At 68.7% G+C, this 17,003-nt stretch carries 16 protein-coding genes; 9 read left to right on the top strand and 7 right to left on the bottom strand.

The window, feature by feature from the left end:
* Positions 1–14 precede the first annotated feature (14 nt).
* From BM009_RS19095 to der, 9 genes are all read left to right on the top strand, one after another.
* Positions 15–2,150: an acetate--CoA ligase family protein gene (locus tag BM009_RS19095; RefSeq protein ID WP_093298625.1), complete on the top strand. Its 2,136-nt coding sequence runs from the start codon at positions 15–17 to the stop codon at positions 2,148–2,150.
* Between the two features lie 42 nt (positions 2,151–2,192).
* A complete protein-coding gene (locus tag BM009_RS19100; protein ID WP_093298627.1) occupies positions 2,193–3,491 on the top strand; it encodes an MFS transporter in 1,299 nt (432 codons plus the stop codon).
* A gap of 32 nt (positions 3,492–3,523) precedes the next feature.
* Positions 3,524–3,934 (top strand): GNAT family acetyltransferase, encoded by a 411-nt coding sequence (locus tag BM009_RS19105; protein ID WP_093298628.1) that lies wholly within the window; start codon positions 3,524–3,526, stop codon positions 3,932–3,934.
* A 6-nt stretch (positions 3,935–3,940) separates the two neighbouring features.
* A complete protein-coding gene (locus BM009_RS19110) occupies positions 3,941–4,288 on the top strand; it encodes an ArsC family reductase (RefSeq protein WP_093298630.1) in 348 nt (115 codons plus the stop codon).
* 138 nt (positions 4,289–4,426) lie between these two features.
* Complete coding sequence (locus BM009_RS19115) at positions 4,427–4,804, top strand: hypothetical protein (protein WP_093298631.1); 378 nt, start codon at positions 4,427–4,429, stop codon at positions 4,802–4,804.
* A gap of 268 nt (positions 4,805–5,072) precedes the next feature.
* On the top strand, positions 5,073–5,933 hold the full coding sequence (gene panB / locus BM009_RS19120; RefSeq protein WP_093298633.1) for a 3-methyl-2-oxobutanoate hydroxymethyltransferase: 861 nt from the start codon (positions 5,073–5,075) through the stop codon (positions 5,931–5,933).
* Between the two features lie 73 nt (positions 5,934–6,006).
* A complete protein-coding gene (locus BM009_RS19125) occupies positions 6,007–6,723 on the top strand; it encodes a tetratricopeptide repeat protein (RefSeq protein WP_093298634.1) in 717 nt (238 codons plus the stop codon).
* The gene (locus BM009_RS19130; RefSeq protein WP_093298636.1) at positions 6,720–8,051 is read left to right on the top strand and encodes a PQQ-like beta-propeller repeat protein; all 1,332 of its coding nucleotides are present in this window, start codon (positions 6,720–6,722) and stop codon (positions 8,049–8,051) included. Before BM009_RS19125 ends, BM009_RS19130 begins: the two co-directional genes overlap by 4 nt.
* A 123-nt stretch (positions 8,052–8,174) precedes the next feature.
* Positions 8,175–9,542, top strand: coding sequence for a ribosome biogenesis GTPase Der (gene der / locus BM009_RS19135; protein WP_093298637.1), 1,368 nt, complete (start codon positions 8,175–8,177; stop codon positions 9,540–9,542).
* Positions 9,543–9,714: 172 nt separating this feature from the next.
* Here the strand turns inward: der and bfr are convergent, their stop codons facing one another.
* From bfr to BM009_RS19170, 7 genes are all read right to left on the bottom strand, one after another.
* Positions 9,715–10,197 carry a bacterioferritin gene (gene bfr, locus BM009_RS19140; protein WP_093298639.1) on the bottom strand — a complete coding sequence of 161 codons (483 nt, stop codon included), beginning with the start codon at positions 10,195–10,197 and terminating at the stop codon, positions 9,715–9,717.
* Positions 10,198–10,267: 70 nt separating this feature from the next.
* Complete coding sequence (locus BM009_RS19145; protein ID WP_010545522.1) at positions 10,268–10,438, bottom strand: (2Fe-2S)-binding protein; 171 nt, start codon at positions 10,436–10,438, stop codon at positions 10,268–10,270.
* 33 nt (positions 10,439–10,471) lie between these two features.
* A complete protein-coding gene (locus BM009_RS19150; protein ID WP_093298640.1) occupies positions 10,472–11,716 on the bottom strand; it encodes a DUF418 domain-containing protein in 1,245 nt (414 codons plus the stop codon).
* A 9-nt stretch (positions 11,717–11,725) separates the two neighbouring features.
* Entirely contained in the window at positions 11,726–12,379 is a 654-nt protein-coding gene (locus BM009_RS19155; RefSeq protein ID WP_254772365.1) for a nitroreductase family protein, read from the bottom strand.
* 54 nt (positions 12,380–12,433) lie between these two features.
* A complete protein-coding gene (locus tag BM009_RS19160) occupies positions 12,434–12,850 on the bottom strand; it encodes a hypothetical protein (protein WP_175488126.1) in 417 nt (138 codons plus the stop codon).
* Between the two features lie 92 nt (positions 12,851–12,942).
* Positions 12,943–13,974, bottom strand: a complete 1,032-nt coding sequence (locus BM009_RS19165; RefSeq protein ID WP_175488127.1) for a sensor histidine kinase — start codon at positions 13,972–13,974, stop codon at positions 12,943–12,945.
* A gap of 112 nt (positions 13,975–14,086) precedes the next feature.
* Positions 14,087–16,999 (bottom strand): sensor histidine kinase, encoded by a 2,913-nt coding sequence (locus BM009_RS19170; RefSeq protein ID WP_175488128.1) that lies wholly within the window; start codon positions 16,997–16,999, stop codon positions 14,087–14,089.
* Positions 17,000–17,003 lie beyond the last annotated feature (4 nt).

A 17,003-nucleotide genomic window follows, 5' to 3' on the forward strand; every position in this document is an offset into this window, starting at 1 on the left:
CGGGGAGGGCACCGATGACCGTCGATACGCTTTCCCCGCCATCCGCCGCCACCAACGGCCTCGCGCTAGACCGGCTGTTGCGGCCGAAATCGGTCGTGATCGTCGGCGCCTCGGACAAGCCCGGGGCGCTCGGCGCCTCGGTGCTCGCCAATCTGGAGCGCAACGGCTTTGCCGGCGCCATCCACCTGATCAACCCGAAGCGCGAGACGATCGGCGGGCGCCCCTGCCTGCCCTCCGTCGAGGCCTTGCCGGAGGGCGTGGACGCCGCGGTGCTCGCCATTCCCCGTGCCAGCGTGCTCGATGCGATCCGCGCGCTGGCGGTCCGAAAGGTGGGCGCGGCGATCGTCTTCTCGGCGGGATTCGCCGAAGGCGGCGAGCAGGGCCTGGCCGACCAGCGCGAGATCGCCCGCATCGCCGCCGAGGCGGGGATGGTGATCGAAGGACCGAACTGCCTGGGCATGGTCAATTATGTCGACCGGGTGCCGCTCACCTTCGTCGAGACGCTGGTGCCCGAACGCGGGCCGGGCAGGGGGATTGCCATCGTCTCGCAGAGCGGGGCGATGGCGGCGGTGCTGTCGACCACCCTGCTGTCGCGCGACCTGCCCGTCACCCTGTCGGTCTCGACCGGCAACGAGGCGGCGAGCGGTGTGGAGGATTATGTCGACTATTGCGTGAAGAATCCGGACACGCAGGTGATCGCGATGATCGTCGAGCAGTTCCGCAAGCCGCAGCGCTTCCTGGCGGCGGCGCGCGCGGCACGCGCGGCGGGCAAGCTCGTCGTGCTGCTGCACCCCGGCAAGAGCAGCGCCGCGCGCGAATCCGCGGCGACCCACACCGGCGCAATGGCCGGCGACTATCAGCTGATGCGGGCGATGGTGGAGCGCGCCGGCGTGGTCTTCGCCGAGACGCTGGAGGAGCTGGGCGACATCACCGAGATCGCCGCGCGCTGCCCGGCGCTGCCGGGTGGAGGCACCGCGGTGCTCGGTGAATCGGGCGCGTTCAAGGCGCTGACGCTCGACCTGTGCGAGGGGCTCGGCGTGGACCTGCCGGCGCTCGACGACGCCAATGCACCGGCGCTGCGCGGCGCGATGCCGGACTTTGTCGGCGTCAGCAACCCGCTCGACATCACCGCGCAGGGGCTGATCGAGCCCGATATGTACTATCGGCTGCTCAAGGCGCTGGGCGCCGACGACCGCTTCGGCTGCGTCGTGGCCGGCATCATCCTCACCGATCCCGCGACCGTCGCGATCAAGCTGCCGCCGATCCTGCGCGCGGTGGAGGAGGCGCCGCTCACCAAGCCGCTGATCTTTGCCGGACTGGACGAAGGCGCGCCGCTCGGGGCGGAGAACATCGCCCGGCTGCGCGCGGCGGGGGTTCCGTGTTTCGGCGCCACCGAACGCGTGTTCCGCGCGATCGCGCGGCTCTCCGCGCATGCGGCGCGGGATTTCGCCACTTGCGACGCCGATCCGCTCGCCTGCGAGGACCTGCCGCTGGGCGGGGTGGTGCCCGAATATCGTGCCAAGGCGGTGCTGGCGCCGCTCGGCCTGCCTTTCCCCAAGGGCGGCTTCGCCCGCACGGCGGACGAAGCCGTTCGGATCGCCGGGGAGATCGGCTATCCCGTGGTGCTCAAGGCGCAATCGGCAGCGCTCAGCCACAAGAGCGATGCCGGCGGCGTGGTCCTCAACCTCGCGGATGAAGACGCGTTGCGCGCAGGCTGGCGCAAGCTGCACGGCGATGTCGGCCGGCACCGGCCGGACCTGACGCTGGACGGCGTGCTAGTCGAGACCATGGGCAAGCGCGGCGTGGAGCTCATCGTCGGGGCTAAGCGCGATCCCGAATGGGGCCCGGTGATCCTCGCCGGCTTCGGCGGGGTCACGGCGGAGATCCTGCAGGACGTGCGGCTGCTGCCCTGCGACCTCACCGAAGAGGCGATTGCGCGCGAACTGCACCAGCTGAAGAGCGCGGCGATCCTGCGCGGTTGGCGTGGTGCGCCCGCGCTCGACGTGCCCGCCGTCGCCGCGCTGATCGCCCGGCTCGCGCAGGTGTTGATCGCCGAACCGTCCATCCGCGAGGTGGATCTGAACCCGGTGGTGGTGCACCCCTTGGGCGAAGGAGTGGTAGCGCTCGATGCGCTGATGCTCACCGCCTGACGAACGACAAAGGGCGGCAAAAGCCCGAAGGAGAGGTCTGACATGGCGGAGTCGCCCGGAATCCTGCAGCGGCTCGACGAGGCGCCGCTCAGCCGCACGCAGGTGCTGGCGATCCTGCTCTGCCTGCTGCTCAACGCGCTGGACGGGTTCGACGTGCTGGCGATCAGCTTCGCCTCGCCGGGCATCGCGGCCGAATGGGGCATCGGGCGCGCGGCGCTGGGGCTGGTCCTGTCGATGGAGCTCATCGGCATGGCGGTCGGCTCGGTGCTGCTCGGCAGCTATGCCGATCGCGCCGGGCGCCGGCCGGCGATCCTGCTCTGCCTCGCGATCATGGCGGCAGGGATGCTGGCGGCGACCTTCGCGCGCGATCTGCAGATGCTTGCCGCCTTCCGGCTGTTCACCGGGCTCGGCATCGGCGGCATGCTCGCCTGCACCAATGCGATGGTGGCGGAGCTCGCCAACGCCCGCACGCGCAGCCTGGCGGTGGGGCTGATGGCCTCGGGCTATCCGGTCGGCGCGATTGTCGGCGGATCGATCGCGGCAAAGCTGCTGGTCGGCGGAGACTGGCGGCACGTCTTCCTGTTCGGGGCCGGCATGACGGCGCTGTTCCTGCCGCTCACCTGGTTCCTGCTGCCCGAATCGATCCGTTATCTGTTCCAGCGCCAGCCGGCGGGGGCGCTCGAGCGGGCGAACCGGCTGCTGGCGCGGATGGGGCAAGGTGCGATCGACGCGCTGCCGCCCCGTGCCGAGGCGGGGGCCAAATTGCCGCTCGCCCAGCTGTTCGCCGGGCCGCTGGCACGCACGACGGTCCTGCTGACCATCGCCTATTTCTGCCATATCATGACCTTCTACTTCATCCTGAAATGGGTGCCCAAGATCGTCGTCGATATGGGCTATCCGGCATCGCAGGCGGCGGGGGTGCTGGTCTGGGCCAATGTCGGCGGGCTGGCGGGCGCGGTGCTGCTGAGCCTGCTCAGCTGGCGGCTGCCGCTGCGGGGACTGCTGGTGGTGGCGCTGGTCGCGGCGACGGCGATGGTGGCGCTGTTCGGCCAGGGGCAGCGCGATCTGGGTGGGCTGGCGCTGGTCGCGGGGATCGCCGGGTTCTGCACCAATGCCGGCGTGGTCGGCATGTACGCGCTGATCGCGCAGAGCTTCCCCACCGCGGCGCGCGGATCGGGCACCGGCTTCGTGATCGGCGTCGGCCGGGGCGGCGCGGCGCTGGGGCCGATCGTTGCCGGGCTGCTGTTCTCGATGAATCTCGGGCTGCCGGTGGTCGCGCTGGCGATGGCCAGTGGCTCGCTGGTCGCGGCGCTGGCGCTGCTCGGGCTCAAGCGGGGATAGCGGGCTGCGTCTCTGGCCGATAGGCTGGGCCGATGATGATAGAGGAAGCAGGCGCATCGGATCGCGACGCCGTTACCGCGCTTTGGCAGTCCGCCGGACTGACCCGCCCATGGAACGATCCCGCCGCCGACTTCGATCGCGCGGTGAACGGCGCCGGCTCCGCCATCCTGCTGCTTCGCGACGGCGCTGCGCTGATCGGCACCGCGATGGTGGGCGAGGATGGGCATCGCGGCTGGGTCTATTATCTCGCCGTCGCCGAGTCGGCGCGGGGGCAGGGGCATGGCCGGGCGCTGATGGCGGCCGCCGAAGCCTGGCTGCGCGCGCGGGGCTGCCCCAAGCTCCAGCTGATGGTTCGCGCGGGCAATGATGCGGCGATCGGTTTCTATCGCGCGCTGGGTCTGGAGGTGCAGCCGGTTGTGACGCTCGGCCGTTTCCTCCACTAAGTCCGCATGACCATCGCGCTCTACGGAATCAAGAATTGCGACACGATGAAGAAGGCGCGGGCCTGGCTCGACGCCAACGCAATTCGCTATGTGTTTCATGATTATAAGGCCGAGGGCGTCGACCCCGCCCGGCTCGACCACTGGATCGCGGCGGAGGGCTGGGAGCCGCTGCTGAACCGCGCCGGCACCACCTTCCGCAAGCTTCCGGAGATGGACAAGATCGACCTTGATTCGGCCAAGGCACGCGCGCTGATGATCGCGCAGCCATCGATGATCAAGCGGCCGGTTTTGGAATATCCGGGCGGTTTGCTGATCGGATTCGCGGCAGAACGCTATGCCCGCGCGTTGCTCTGAGCACGAAAAATTAACGCGTTCGTGGCCTAACCACCGTGTTTATCCTAAATTAACACGATAAACGACACAGGTTACTGGGATCGCATGGCGTCTTATATTCGACAACGGCCAGCCAGCTGGTTTCGCACCGTCGCAACGATGCTGGTCCTGTGGGGGCTGCTCGGCTGCCTAGTCTTCTATGCGCATGCGACGCTGTCGCTCCCGCGCGGCGATGCGCCGAGCTTCTGGAACTGGGAATATTATCAGGCGGTGCCGCGCTGGTTCCTGGTCGATTACGCGATCGGGGTCGGCGCCAGCCTGCTGGGCTCGCTCGCCATGCTGCGGCGCTCACGCAAGGCCAATCTTCTGTATGTCGTCTCGCTCGCGGCGGTGATCGTGCAGTTCGGCTATCTGTTCGCGACCGGCGGGCTGTCCGGGCCGGTGCAGGCCTTCGTGATCCCGGTGTTCATCCTTGGCGTGGCGATCTTCCAGATCTGGCTCGCCGGCATGGCGACGCGGCGGGGCTGGCTGCGGTGATATCCTGGATTTTCCTCCAAAGGCCGGTCGTGACGGGCTGAGGGCGCGCGCTTCGTCAAAATACACGTCATCCCCGCGGAGGCGGGGATCCATTGGGGCTGAATTCGCGGTTCTTTTCACGAACGTACAGGGCAATGGATTCCCGCCTTCGCGGGAATGACGAGGATTTGGAGGCGTTGCCCCCCTTCGCCAGAGCGACTGCCGCTCCCGCAGGCAGGATTCCGGGTGCCTCTGGCAACGCCGCCCGCGACCCGCTAGACCGCGCGCCATGTCGCACCAGCTCACGCTCGATACCGCCACCAGCCGCGCCAACCCCACGCCCGCGCCGATGAAGCGCGTCAGCGTGCCGGCGATCCGCAAGCGCAAGGGCGGCGAGCCGCTGGTGATGCTCACCGCATACACCGTGCGCATGGCGCAGCTGATGGACGAACAGTGCGACATGCTGCTGGTCGGCGACAGCCTGGGCCAGGTGATCTACGGTCTGCCCTCCACCGTGCCGGTCACGCTGGAGATGATGGCGGCGCACGGCGCGGCGGTGGTACGCGGCAGCTATCATGCGCTGGTCGTCATCGACATGCCGTTCGGCAGCTATGAAGCCTCGCCCCAGCAGGCGTTCGAGAGCGCCGCGCGGCTGCTCAAGGAAACCGGTGCGGCGGCAGTGAAGCTCGAGGGCGGTGCGGCGATGGCGCCGACGGTGAAGTTCCTCAACGAGCGCGGCATCCCGGTGATCGGCCATATCGGCCTCACCCCCCAGGCAATCAACGTGCTCGGCGGCTATGGCGCGCGCGGCCGCAGCGAGGCGGAGCACGCCAAGCTGGTCGGCGATGCGGTGGCGATGGACGAGGCGGGTGCTTTCGCGATCGTCGTCGAAGGCGTGGTCGAGCCGATCGCGGTGGAGATCACCAAGGCGGTGAAGTGCCCCACCATCGGCATCGGCGCCTCCGCCCAGTGCGACGGCCAGGTGCTGGTCGCCGAGGACATGCTCGGCCTGTTCGAGCGCACCCCGCGCTTTGTGAAGCGCTATGACGATCTGGCCGGCCGCATTTCCGCCGCGGTTGAAACCTATGCGGGCGAGGTACGGTCGCGGGCCTTTCCGGGACCGGATCAGGTCTATGCGCCGAAGGACTGACGGAGTAGGGCGATTTGCGTTCACGGCACGCGACGCTAAGGTCCGCGGCCGCATCAGACCCATGGAGTAGATTTTGGCGCTTCCTCCTTCCGGTACCACCGACGAGGCCTTCCTTCGCGAAGTCGACGAGGAATATCGGCGCGATCAGCTGATCCGCGCCGGCCGTCGCTATGGCATCTGGATCGCGATCGCCGTCGTGGCCTTCCTGGTCGCCGTCGCAGGCTGGCTGTTCTACGATCACAGCCAGCGCACCGCCGCCGAGGCACGCGGCGAGGAATATGACGCCGCGCTCCAGCTCGCCGCGCAGAACCAGGTCGGCCAGGCACAGCCCGGGCTCGACAAGCTCGCGCAGGGCGAGGACGGCTATGCCGCGATGGCGCGCTTCACCCAGGGCAATCTGCTGTTCCAGCAGGGCGACAAGAAGGGTGCGGCGGCCAAGTTCGCCAGCATCGTGACCGACTCTAAGCTCGCCCAGCCGTTCCGCGACCTCGCGCTGGTCCGCCAGACGCAGGCCGAGTTCGATACGATCAACCCGCAGGACGTGATCCAGCGGCTCGGCACGCTCGCCAATCCCGATTCGCCGTGGTTCGGCAGCGCGGGCGAGATGGTGGCGGCCGCCTATCTGAAATCGGGCAAGCGCGGCGAGGCCGCCAAGCTCTATCGCCAGCTCAGCGAAGCCGGCGCCCGCGTGCCGGACTCGATCCGCGAACGCACCGCCGAACTCGCCAAGACGCTTTCGGTCACGCCCACGGCGCCGACCGCTCAGACCCAGGAAAAGCAAGCTAAATGAACACGAAGGTTCGCGTTGTAACGGCAGTTGCCGCGCTCGCGCTGGTGAGCGGCTGCGGCGTCTTCAAGGGCGGCGACGGGAAGAAGACCCCCGTTCTCGGCGAGCGCGTGCCGATCCTGGTGACCGAGAACGACATCACCGCCGACAAGACACTGGCGGGCATCGAGGTCCAGCTGCCCGAGGCGGCGGTGAACGAGAATTGGAGCCAGCCGGGCGGCAGCGCCTCCAAGGCGATGGGCCATCTGGCACTCGGCGAATCGCTGTCGCGCGTCTGGTCCAAGCAGGTCGCCAAGCCGTCGAAGAGCCAGCGCCTCGCCGCCTCGCCGGTGATCGAAGGCAACAAGCTGTTCGTGATCGACCAGGTTGGCACCGTGCATGCCATGGCGGCCGATACCGGATCCGAGCTGTGGGCCGCACGCACCGGCACCGGCGAGGACAAGCGCAGCCGCGGCGCGCTGTTCGGTGGCGGCGTCAGCGTCGATGGCGACCATGTCTATGCCTCGAACGGCCTGGGAGACGTGGTCGCGCTGCAGGTTGCCGACGGCAAGGAGCTCTGGCGCAAGCGCCCCGGCGGGCCGCTGCGCGGCGCCCCGACGCTCGCCAACGGCAATGTCTATGTGGTGACGCAGGACAACCAGCTGTTCGCGCTGACCCAGGACAAGGGCGACGTCTCGTGGACGGCGACCGCCAGCCTCGAATCGCAGGGCGTGTTCGGCGTTGCCGCCCCGGCTTCGGCGCAGGGCACGGTGATCGCGGGCTTCTCTTCGGGCGAGCTCAACGCCTATCGCTACGAGAACGGCCTGTCGCTGTGGGGCGACGTGCTGACCCGCAACACCATGACCACCTCGGTCTCGTCGCTGTCGGACATCGATGCCGAGCCGGTGATCGACCAGGGCCGCGTCTATGCGCTGGGCGAGGGCGGCCGGATGGTCGCGGTGGACATCACCAGCGGCTCGACGCTGTGGGAGCAGAGCATCGGCGGCCTGGCCTCGCCCTATGCCGTGGGCGAGTGGCTGTTCGTCGTGACCGACGATGCGCGCCTGCTCTGCCTGTCGCGCAGCAGCGGCAAGCCGCGCTGGATCGTCCAGCTCAAGAAGTACAAGAACGAGAAGAAGCTGAAGAACCCGGTCGCCTGGAAGGGCCCGATCGTGGCCGGCGGCCGTCTCGTGCTGATCAACACGCTGGGCCAGATCGTCTCGGTGTCGCCGAAGGACGGCAGCATCCTCTCCACCAAGGAGACCAAGGATCCGCTGTCGCTCGCGCCGGTGATCGCCAACAGCACGCTGTACCTGCTCGACGACAAGGGCCGCCTGAGCGCCTATCGTTGAACCTGCTGCTCCGGCCTCGCGCCGGGCAGACCACCCATAAGGGGGCCGGGGCGCAGCGCTCCGGCCCCTGTTGTTTTTCCGGCGGCTTTGCGTCGCCCTTTCGACTGCGTTAGAGAATCGATCATGCCTTTGCCCACCGTCGCCATCATCGGACGCCCCAATGTGGGCAAGTCGACGCTGTTCAACCGGCTGGTCGGAAAGCGCCTCGCGCTGGTCGACGACCAGCCCGGCGTCACCCGCGATCGCCGCGAGGGCGATGCGAACCTGCTCGGCCTCGAGTTCCGGGTGATCGACACCGCGGGCTATGAGGACGAGGATGCCGCGACGCTCCCCGGCCGGATGCGCGCGCAGACCGAGGCGGCGGTGCGCGAGGCCGATGTCTCGCTGTTCCTGATCGACTCGCGCGCGGGCGTGACTCCGCTCGACGAGGAAATCGCCCGCTGGCTGCGCTCCACCGATCGCCCGGTGGTGCTGATGGCCAACAAGGCCGAGGGCCGCGCCGGGGAATCGGGCGTGCTGGAGGCGATGGCGCTGGGCCTCGGCGATCCCATTCCCTTCTCGGCCGAGCATGGCGAGGGCGTGGCCGACCTGTTCGAGGCGCTGCTGCCGCATGTCGATCGCGAGGACGAGGAGCCCGAAGAGGATCCCGACAGCCCCGATGCGCCGCTCAAGCTGGCGATCGTCGGCCGCCCGAATGCGGGCAAGTCGACGCTGGTCAACCGCATCCTCGGCGAGGACCGGATGATCACCGGGCCCGAGGCGGGGATCACCCGGGATTCGATCTCGATCGACTACGAGTGGACCGACTTCGAGGACAAGCCGCGCAAGGTGCGGCTGGTCGATACCGCGGGCTTGCGCAAGAAGGCGCGCGTCGAGGAGAAGCTGGAAAAGCTCTCGGTCGCCGATACGCTGCGCTCGATCGACTTTGCCGAGGTCGTCGTGCTGCTGCTCGATGCGACGCGCGGGCTGGAGGTGCAGGACCTCAAGATCGCCGATCGCGTGCTGCAGGAAGGCCGCGCGCTGATCATCGCGCTCAACAAATGGGACGTGGCGGAGAATGCCTCCAGCCTGTTCAACGGCGTGAAGGGCGCGCTGGACGAGGGGTTGGCGCAGGTGAAGGGCGTGCCGCTGCTCACCGTCTCGGCGGTGACCGGCAAGGGCCTAGACACGCTGATGCGGGTGGCATTCGAGACGCGCGATGCCTGGTCGCGGCGTGTGTCGACCGGCCAGCTCAACCGCTGGTTCGAGCGCGCGATCGAAGCCAACCCACCGCCCGCACCCGGCGGCAAGCGGATCAAGCCGCGCTACGTCACCCAGAACAAGACCCGCCCGCCCAGCTTCGTGCTGTTCGGCACGCGGGTCGATCTGCTGCCGATGAGCTATCAGCGCTACCTGATCAACGGGCTGCGCCGCGAGTTCGATTTCGGCGCGGTGCCGGTGCGGCTGGTGCTGCGCGCGCCGAAGAACCCGTTCGATCGGGACAAGGATTGAGGAGGCGGGGCGGCAGCTGCCGCTCCCGTGCTCACTTCGTCATTCCCGCGAAGGCGGGAATCCATTTGCCAGGACGTGTCGGCTAGAGCCTTGACGACTCCATCAATGGATCCCCGCCTGCGCGGGGATGACGGTGGGGCGGAACGTGCGTCCGCCCCCCTTCAGTCGCAGCTTACTCCGCTTCCGCCGGCTTGCTGTTGAGCTGGATATAATTCTCCAGCCCCATGCGCTCGATCATGTCGAACTGGCGCTCCAGCGTGTCGACATGCTCTTCCTCGCTCTCGAGGATCTTGAGGAACAGGTCGCGGCTGACGAAGTCGCGGACGGTCTCGCAATGCTGGATCGCGTCGCGCAGCACGGCGATCGCTTCCACTTCCAGCGCGAGGTCGGCGCGGAGCAGCTCTTCCACCGTCTCGCCGATGCGCAGCCGGCCGAGCAGCTGGAAATTGGGCAGTCCGTCGAGGAACAGGATGCGCTCCGACAGCCAGTCGGCATGCTTCATCTCGTCGATCGATTCATGCCGCTCGAACTCGGCGAGCTTCTGCACGCCCCAATGGTCGAGCATGCGATAGTGCAGCCAGTACTGGTTGATCGCGGTGAGCTCGTTCTTGAGCACCTCGTTCAGATACTCGAGAACCTTGGCGTCGCCCTTCATGTGCAAATCCCTTTTCGTTCGGGCGACAGCCTAGCCGCGAAACGATCGGGACGGAACCGGGGAAGTGCCCTCAGGCGGCAGCCCGTTCCTCGGCGATGATGGCGCGGGCGAAGGGAACGCACTGGCCGCACTTGGCCTGGCAACCGAGCGCGCGATAGGCCTGGCAGGCGCTCTGCGCACCGGATCGCGCAGCTTCCCGGACTTCCCGTTCCCGCAGGGCATTGCACACGCAGACGACCATCGACAATCCCTCGATTCTCTCGCTGCGAGGGATCTAGTGCGATTGCGAGCGATTCGCAAGGCTATTGCGAATGGGTTGCAGGCTGCCCCGCGCCAGGCTGCGCCACAGCCATTCAAGCGGCCCATAGCGGAAGGCGGTGAGCCAGGGCTGCGACCAGAGCAGCAGCAGCGCCCAGACGCCGAGCACCACCGGGTAGAGCTGCCACCGCGAGAGATGGCCGAACCAGCCCAGGCCGTAGCCGTCGAAGAACCAGACGCAGAGCAGGCTGGTCGCGAGATAGTTGGAAAAGGCCATCCGCCCCGCTGCCGCGACACGCCGTGTGAGCCAGCCGTCAGGCCGCGCGACATAGAGGATCAGGCAAGCCCAGCCGAGGATCATCACCGGGCGTATCAGCCCAGGGAGCGTCACCGCCGCCATCAGCACGGCGAACAGGCCGAACTTGGCGGCGATCAGCCAAATCGCCAGCAGCACATAGATGGGCAGGGCGATGGCCCAGCACCGCAGCCACCAGCGGCGATAGGTTTCGCGCGGCCATGCGCCGGTAAGCAGCCCGCTACGTAGCGCCGCCATGCCGAACAGCATGTAGCCCAGCGTCTCCCATCCGTAGAGCGTCAGCATCGCGAAGGGGCTGGTCGCATAGGCGCCGAAGCGCTGGCCGACCACTCCGGCATAGTCGCCGCGCCGGATCGCCAGCTCGGCGGCGATCCGGGAGGCCGGCGGCACCCCGAACGCATCGACCAATGCGGTATATTCGCCCTGCACCTGCGGCGGCAGCAGCGACATCCGCCAGGCATCATGGGCGAGCATCCCGAACACGGCAGTGGTCGCCAGCACCAGCACCGCTCCCAGGCTCAGCAGCCTGGCGACCGGCAGCTTGCGCAAGGGAAAGGCGAGCATGCCGACCAGCGCGTAATGGGCGAGAATGTCGCCGTGCCAGACCAGCCAGAGATGGGCGAGGCCGAACAGCAGCAGCCAGCCCATGCGGGCATAATGCGCCCGCGCCGGATCGCGCCCCGCCGCCTCAGCCGCATCGGTGACGATCAGCAGCGAAGCACCGAACAGGAAGGAGAACAGCCCGCGCATCCGCCCGTCGAAGAACAGGAGGTTGACCAGCCAGGCGACGAGATCCGCGCCGTGCCATCCGCCATAGGCGCGCGGGTTGAAATAGGCCGCCTCGGGCATGCCGAAGCCGACGATGTTGAGCAGCAGGATGCCGAGCAGCGCGGTGCCGCGGACGAGATCGAGCGAAAGCAGGCGGGCGGAAATCGGGGAATGCACCCCGGGCGCTTAGAACCAGCTGGCGATCTGATCCAATGGTTTGCGCTCCAGTGCCGCTGCCGGCACGGTCGCATCGGGCGCGGGATGGCCGGTGACGATCAGCATGACCGGCCGCTCATGCTCGGGCCGCCGGCACAGCCGGTTGAGGAAGCGCGCCGGCGTGGCGGTGTGGACCAGCGTCGCCAGGCCCGCCATGTGCAGGGTGGTCAGCAGCAGGCCGCAGGCCAGGCTCACGCTTTCAGTGACATGCGGGTTGGGGAAGCGATCGGTCTCGTTCGCCTTGGTCTGGCCAAAGGCGACGATGATCCAGGGCGCGATCTCCAGATAGGGCTTGTCGGCCGTGGTGCCGAGATCGCGTATCAACCCCTGCCACTCGCTGCCGCCGATGCCGCCGTAGAAGTTGCGTTCTTCCTCTTCCACCGCCACGCGCAGCGCGGTCTTGGCGCCGGGCGCGGCAAGCGCTGCGAAATGCCAGGGCTGGCGATTGGCGCCGTTCGGCGCCGTGGCGGCGGCAGCGATCGCGGTTTCGATGATCGCACGCGGCACGGGTGCCGCCGAGAAGCTCCGGCAGCTGTGGCGCGTCGCCATCCGCTCGCAAAAGGCTGCGGCGTTTGCGATCCGCGCGTCGTCGGGCAGATCGATGTCAGGATTCCAAGGCCGCATATCTGGTTTCATAGAGGAAATCGGCGACAAGGTCGCCCACGGTGCGGCACTTGTCTATTCGGTTCTTGTGCGGAGCTGCGGGGATGTCGAGCTTTTTTCCGTTACCTCCGCAGCACGAGGGGTAAGCTTCACGCCGGACCAACCCTCGAAAGCGCAGCGGTCGCGCGCCTCCCAGCCGTGCGCGGCGGCGACATCGGCGACGGTATTTTCCCGCAGCTCGGAGGCACCTTCCTGATCGGGCCACGACACCCAGCAAAAGCCGTTGCTGGCGAGCAGGCCGCGCAACGCGCCCAGTTCGCGTTCGAGATGGTCACGCCGGGAGGCGAAGAGGTGCACGCCCTGTACCCCGTCCGTGGCACATCCCATTTCTTCCAGTGCGGCGCGTTCCGGCGCGATCGCGGCGCGCACCGCCGCGGGCATGTCGTGAAACCACACGCGCATGCCGGGCTTGAAGCCCAGCCGCGTCGCCATCGGGGTGCCAGAACGCTGTTCCATCGTGTCGCCGCCCTCCTTGGATCAGCCTACAGGATGCGCCGGATCGGCGCCAGCGGCCTTGATCGCGATCAGGCGACCGGGTGCACCGCCCTGTCGATCGGGATGTTGCGCAGCTCCACCAGCGTGCCGGGCCGGCCGGGAACGATCCGCAGCTCCGCATCCATGCCCTGCGCCAGGTTCCGCGCGATCCGCAGACCCAGGCTGTCGACTTCGGCAAGGTCGAAGCTCTCCGCCACCCCCGCGCCATCGTCGCGGATCGACAGCGACAGCCGGTCGCCTTGCGCGCAGACCTGGACGAGGATGGTGCCGGTCTCACGATCGGCGAAGCCATGCTCGATGGCGTTGGCGATCCCTTCGGCGACGATCAGCGCCAGCGGAATGGCGCGGTCGGGCGGCAACAGCAGCGCGCTGTTGGCTTCCACCACATGGCGGATGCTGGGCTTGCCGCTGCTTTCGGCCAGATCCTCGACGAGCGCGGTGATGAAGGCATCGAGCGCAAGCGGCTCGCCGCGGCTGCCGTAGAGCCGCCGCTGGATGCGGCCGATCAGCTGGAGCTTGGCGGCGGCATCGCCGATCGCGCGCTTGGCCTCGCCATCGGCGACCCCGCGCCGCTGGAGCGCCAGCATCGCGCCGACCATCTGGAGGTTGTTCGAGACCCGGTGCTGCAATTCCTCGAACAGGATCTCGGTCCGCGCGGCAAGGCTGGCGCTGCGCTCCCGCTCGACCATCAGCCGGGCATTGGCGAGCTGCATCCAGTGAACGAGCAGGATGTCGACCGTCACCACGCCGACATAGAAGAGCAGCGCCACCGGCGTCCCCCGCGCCAGCGCGAAGCTGTAGAGCGGGGGGATGAAGAAATACCAGGCGAGCAGCGCGCACAGCACCGCCGCCACGATCCCCGGACCGCGGCCGAACAGGAACGAGGCGAGGATCACCGCCGGGAAGAAGGTGAGGTACGGAAAGCCCGGCGGGAAGAAGGGATCGAGCACCAGCCGCAGCCACCAGGCGACGACGCAGAACCCCAAGGTGATCGCATAGGCCAGCGGCCGCCGCTTCTCGAGCAGGGGCAGATGTTCCAGCGTCCGATGGTAGGAGTTCATTGCCACCCGTTGCCCCAGTCCTGACCCGCAAACGCGGCATCGCCCCCCAGGGAATGGAGCGGCCAAGCGACTATCCTCATCGTTCAGAAACAGTGCAGACGCAAGCGCTCCGTCACCGTTCCACGATGAGCCGAACGGTGGTGCCGATCGGCGCGCCGCGGCGCACCTCCAGCGTGCCGCGAAGTGCCGCGGCGCGTTCGTGCATGCCCTTGAGGCCGTAATGCCCCGGGCGCTCGCCGGCGGCGGCGACGTCCGGCGGGATACCGCGGCCCTGATCGTCGATCTCGATCCGCAGCCGGCCGTCGCGGCTGTCCACCCGCACCTGCGCGAGCAGCGTCCCCGCATGGCGACGGACGTTCGCCAAGGCCTCCTGCACGATGGCGAGGATCTGTTCGAGCTCCTCGGGAGAGAAGCGCAGCGGCGGCCCCTCGCGGGTGACGGTGACGAGCAGGCCTTCCTCTTCGAGATAGCGGGCGAGCTCGTCGATCAGCGGCTGCGGATCGCCGGGCCCGGTGATGCGGCGGAGCGCCAGCACCCGGTCGCGCGCCTCCATCATCACGTCGTCGGCGCGTTCCAGCGCGCTGTCGATCAGCGTCTGCGCCTTGGAGCCCGGCTCGGTGGCATAGGCGGCGGCCTGGAAGCGCAGCATCAGCCCCTGCATGCTCTGGAGCAGCGTGTCGTGCAGCTCGCGGGCGATGCGCTCGCGCTCGGCGAGCTGGGCTTCGGCGCGGGCGCGGGTGCGGGCGATCTGCTCGCGCAGCCGCCAGGCATAGAGCAGCCACAGCAGGCCCGCGCCGGCGCCGATCGCCAGCAGCCGGAACCACCAGGTCTGGTAGAAATGCGGGGCGATGGTGACGGTGACGGTCGCGCCTTCGCGATTCCATACCCCGTCATTGTTGGCGGCGATCACCTGGAAGCGCCAGCTGCCGGGGCCGAGATTGGCATAATAGGCCTCGCGCGCGGTGCCCGCATCGATCCAGTCGCGGTCGACGCCGATCAGCCGGTAGCGGAAGTGCACCCGCTCCGCCTCGGCAAGGCTCAGCGCGGTATAGGCGATCCGCAGGTTGGCGGTGCCGGCGGGGAGCGCGACGTCGTGCGGTTCGGCATAGCTCCGGTCGTTCGCAGTCAGCCGCAGGATCGCCACCGGGGGCGGCAGCGGGTTGTGGACGATGCGTGCGGGATCGATCCAGCCGATGCCGACATTGTCCGCCACCCAGATGCGGCCGTCGCCACCACGGACGGCGGTGGTTTTCGGCGAGCCCTGCTGCGCGACGCCGGGAAGGCCGTCGGCGGCGGTGAAGAGCTGGCGCTGCAGCGGTGCATGCGGATCCGCGAACGCCGCGTCGAGGGCAGCCTTGCTGGTCTGCACCAGCCCGCGCACGCCGTTGATCCACACCGTCCCGCCCGGTGCCTGCACGATGCCGGTGATGCCGCCGAACTCGGGCACGCGGCTGTCCGGCAGGGCTCGCAGGCGCCCCTGTTCGAGGCGGGCAAGCCCGAGTTCGCCGCCGACCAGCGTGCCCGCAGGGCCGACCGACACCAGCGCGATGCTCCCGACCCGATCACCCGCGATGGCGTGGAGCCCGGTCTGGTCGCGTCGATACAGGCGATCCAGTCCGTAGAACCAGTTGCCCCCGCCGGCGCCGGATGCGGTGTAGAGGCGGTTTGCCGGCTGGTCGGTGGCGCCGATCGCGCGCCACCGGCGCCCCGCCAGCTGGAACACGCCGACATCCGCGACCGATATCCACTGCGTCTCTCCCTGCCGTGCCCAGGTGGCGGCCGGGCCGGGAAGCGGTGGTGCTGGTAACGTGGCGAAGTTGCCGCCGTGCAGCCGCACCAGCCTGTCCTGCAGAGACACGATCAGGTCGGCGCCATCGGCTTCGAGCATGGCGATCGCCTGGTCGAAGCGGCGCAGCCACCGCAACGGCTCGCCGGGACGGGCGCGGTAGAGATTGTGCGGGTTGGCGGCGTAGACGGTGCCGTCCTGCGTCACCGCGAGCTCGAAGCCGCCGAGCACAGTGTCGTCGACGCGCAGTGCAGCGGCGGCGCTGACCGGTCGCAGCCGGAACAGCCCCAGATTGGTGCCAATCCAGAGATTGGCCTCGCGGTCCTCGAGCAGCGGCACTGCGACGAGCGAGGGCAGGCCCTGCTTGGTGGTGAGGCGGGTGAAGGCCGGGGCGGCATTCCCCGGATTGCGGGTCTGGAGCACACCGCCGGCGAACAGAGTCCGCCAAAGCGCGCCGTCGCGGGTGAAGCCCATTCGATCGGCGGCGGGTGGGTGCATGCCCGCCGCCAGCGGTGCGATCCGGATGCCCGACGCGCCGGAGGCGGGGGAATGCGCGGGATCTCCGGAGGCCCAGACCTGCCCGTCGGGTGCCACGGCGAGGCGGGCACGATACAGGCTGCGCGCGACGGGCAGAAAGCGGCGCGCGCCGGGGCGAAGCACGCGAATGTCCGATTCTGTCGCGATCCAGATCGCGCCGTCGCGACCCGCGACGACGCTGGCGGCTCTGCCCGCGGGCATGCCTTGGTCGGCGCCTACCCGCACGATACCGGCAGCGCCGAGGCGGAACAGCCCGCCTTCCACACCGGACATTGCCACCCAGACGGTACCGTCCGGTCCGCGCGCGAATTGCTCGACCGCTGCATTGGGCGCACCGAAGTTCGTCACCCGGCCGCCCTGCAAGCGCGAGACCTGTCCGTCGAAATGGCCGATCCACAGGCTGCCGTCCGGGTCGGCGAGCAGCGCGGTGATGTTGCGCGAGGCGAATCGGCCCGAGCGCGGCACCACCCGCTCGAAGGTGATGCCGTCGAACCGGTAGAGCCCGGCACCGGTGCCGAGATACAGGAAGCCGTCGCGCGCCTGGGCGAGTGCCCAGATGTCGGGCGGGGCGCCGTCGACCAGGTGCCAGGCGCGGAGGTTGTACTGGTCGATGCTGCGCTGGAGCGGCGCCTGCGCGATGGCGGGCGCGGCGGCGAGGATCGCCGGCACCAGCAGCATCGTCCGGGTTCGTCCGCGTCGCATCGTT

The sequence above is a fragment of the Sphingomonas sp. NFR04 genome, from assembly GCF_900114095.1.
Classification (GTDB): domain Bacteria; phylum Pseudomonadota; class Alphaproteobacteria; order Sphingomonadales; family Sphingomonadaceae; genus Sphingomonas.

What these genes read in the sequence shown, in the direction of transcription:
- BM009_RS19095 (WP_093298625.1), top strand. Translation starts at nt 15, where the DNA reads ATGACCGTCGATACGCTTTCCCCGCCATCCGCCGCCACCAACGGCCTC.
- BM009_RS19100 (WP_093298627.1), top strand. Translation starts at nt 2,193, where the DNA reads ATGGCGGAGTCGCCCGGAATCCTGCAGCGGCTCGACGAGGCGCCGCTC.
- BM009_RS19105 (WP_093298628.1), top strand. Translation starts at nt 3,524, where the DNA reads ATGATGATAGAGGAAGCAGGCGCATCGGATCGCGACGCCGTTACCGCG.
- BM009_RS19110 (WP_093298630.1), top strand. Translation starts at nt 3,941, where the DNA reads ATGACCATCGCGCTCTACGGAATCAAGAATTGCGACACGATGAAGAAG.
- BM009_RS19115 (WP_093298631.1), top strand. Translation starts at nt 4,427, where the DNA reads ATGCTGGTCCTGTGGGGGCTGCTCGGCTGCCTAGTCTTCTATGCGCAT.
- panB (WP_093298633.1), top strand. Translation starts at nt 5,073, where the DNA reads ATGTCGCACCAGCTCACGCTCGATACCGCCACCAGCCGCGCCAACCCC.
- BM009_RS19130 (WP_093298636.1), top strand. Translation starts at nt 6,720, where the DNA reads ATGAACACGAAGGTTCGCGTTGTAACGGCAGTTGCCGCGCTCGCGCTG.
- der (WP_093298637.1), top strand. Translation starts at nt 8,175, where the DNA reads ATGCCTTTGCCCACCGTCGCCATCATCGGACGCCCCAATGTGGGCAAG.
- bfr (WP_093298639.1), bottom strand. Translation starts at nt 10,197, where the DNA reads ATGAAGGGCGACGCCAAGGTTCTCGAGTATCTGAACGAGGTGCTCAAG.
- BM009_RS19145 (WP_010545522.1), bottom strand. Translation starts at nt 10,438, where the DNA reads ATGGTCGTCTGCGTGTGCAATGCCCTGCGGGAACGGGAAGTCCGGGAA.
- BM009_RS19155 (WP_254772365.1), bottom strand. Translation starts at nt 12,379, where the DNA reads ATGCGGCCTTGGAATCCTGACATCGATCTGCCCGACGACGCGCGGATC.
- BM009_RS19160 (WP_175488126.1), bottom strand. Translation starts at nt 12,850, where the DNA reads ATGGCGACGCGGCTGGGCTTCAAGCCCGGCATGCGCGTGTGGTTTCAC.
- BM009_RS19165 (WP_175488127.1), bottom strand. Translation starts at nt 13,974, where the DNA reads ATGAACTCCTACCATCGGACGCTGGAACATCTGCCCCTGCTCGAGAAG.
- BM009_RS19170 (WP_175488128.1), bottom strand. Translation starts at nt 16,999, where the DNA reads ATGCGACGCGGACGAACCCGGACGATGCTGCTGGTGCCGGCGATCCTC.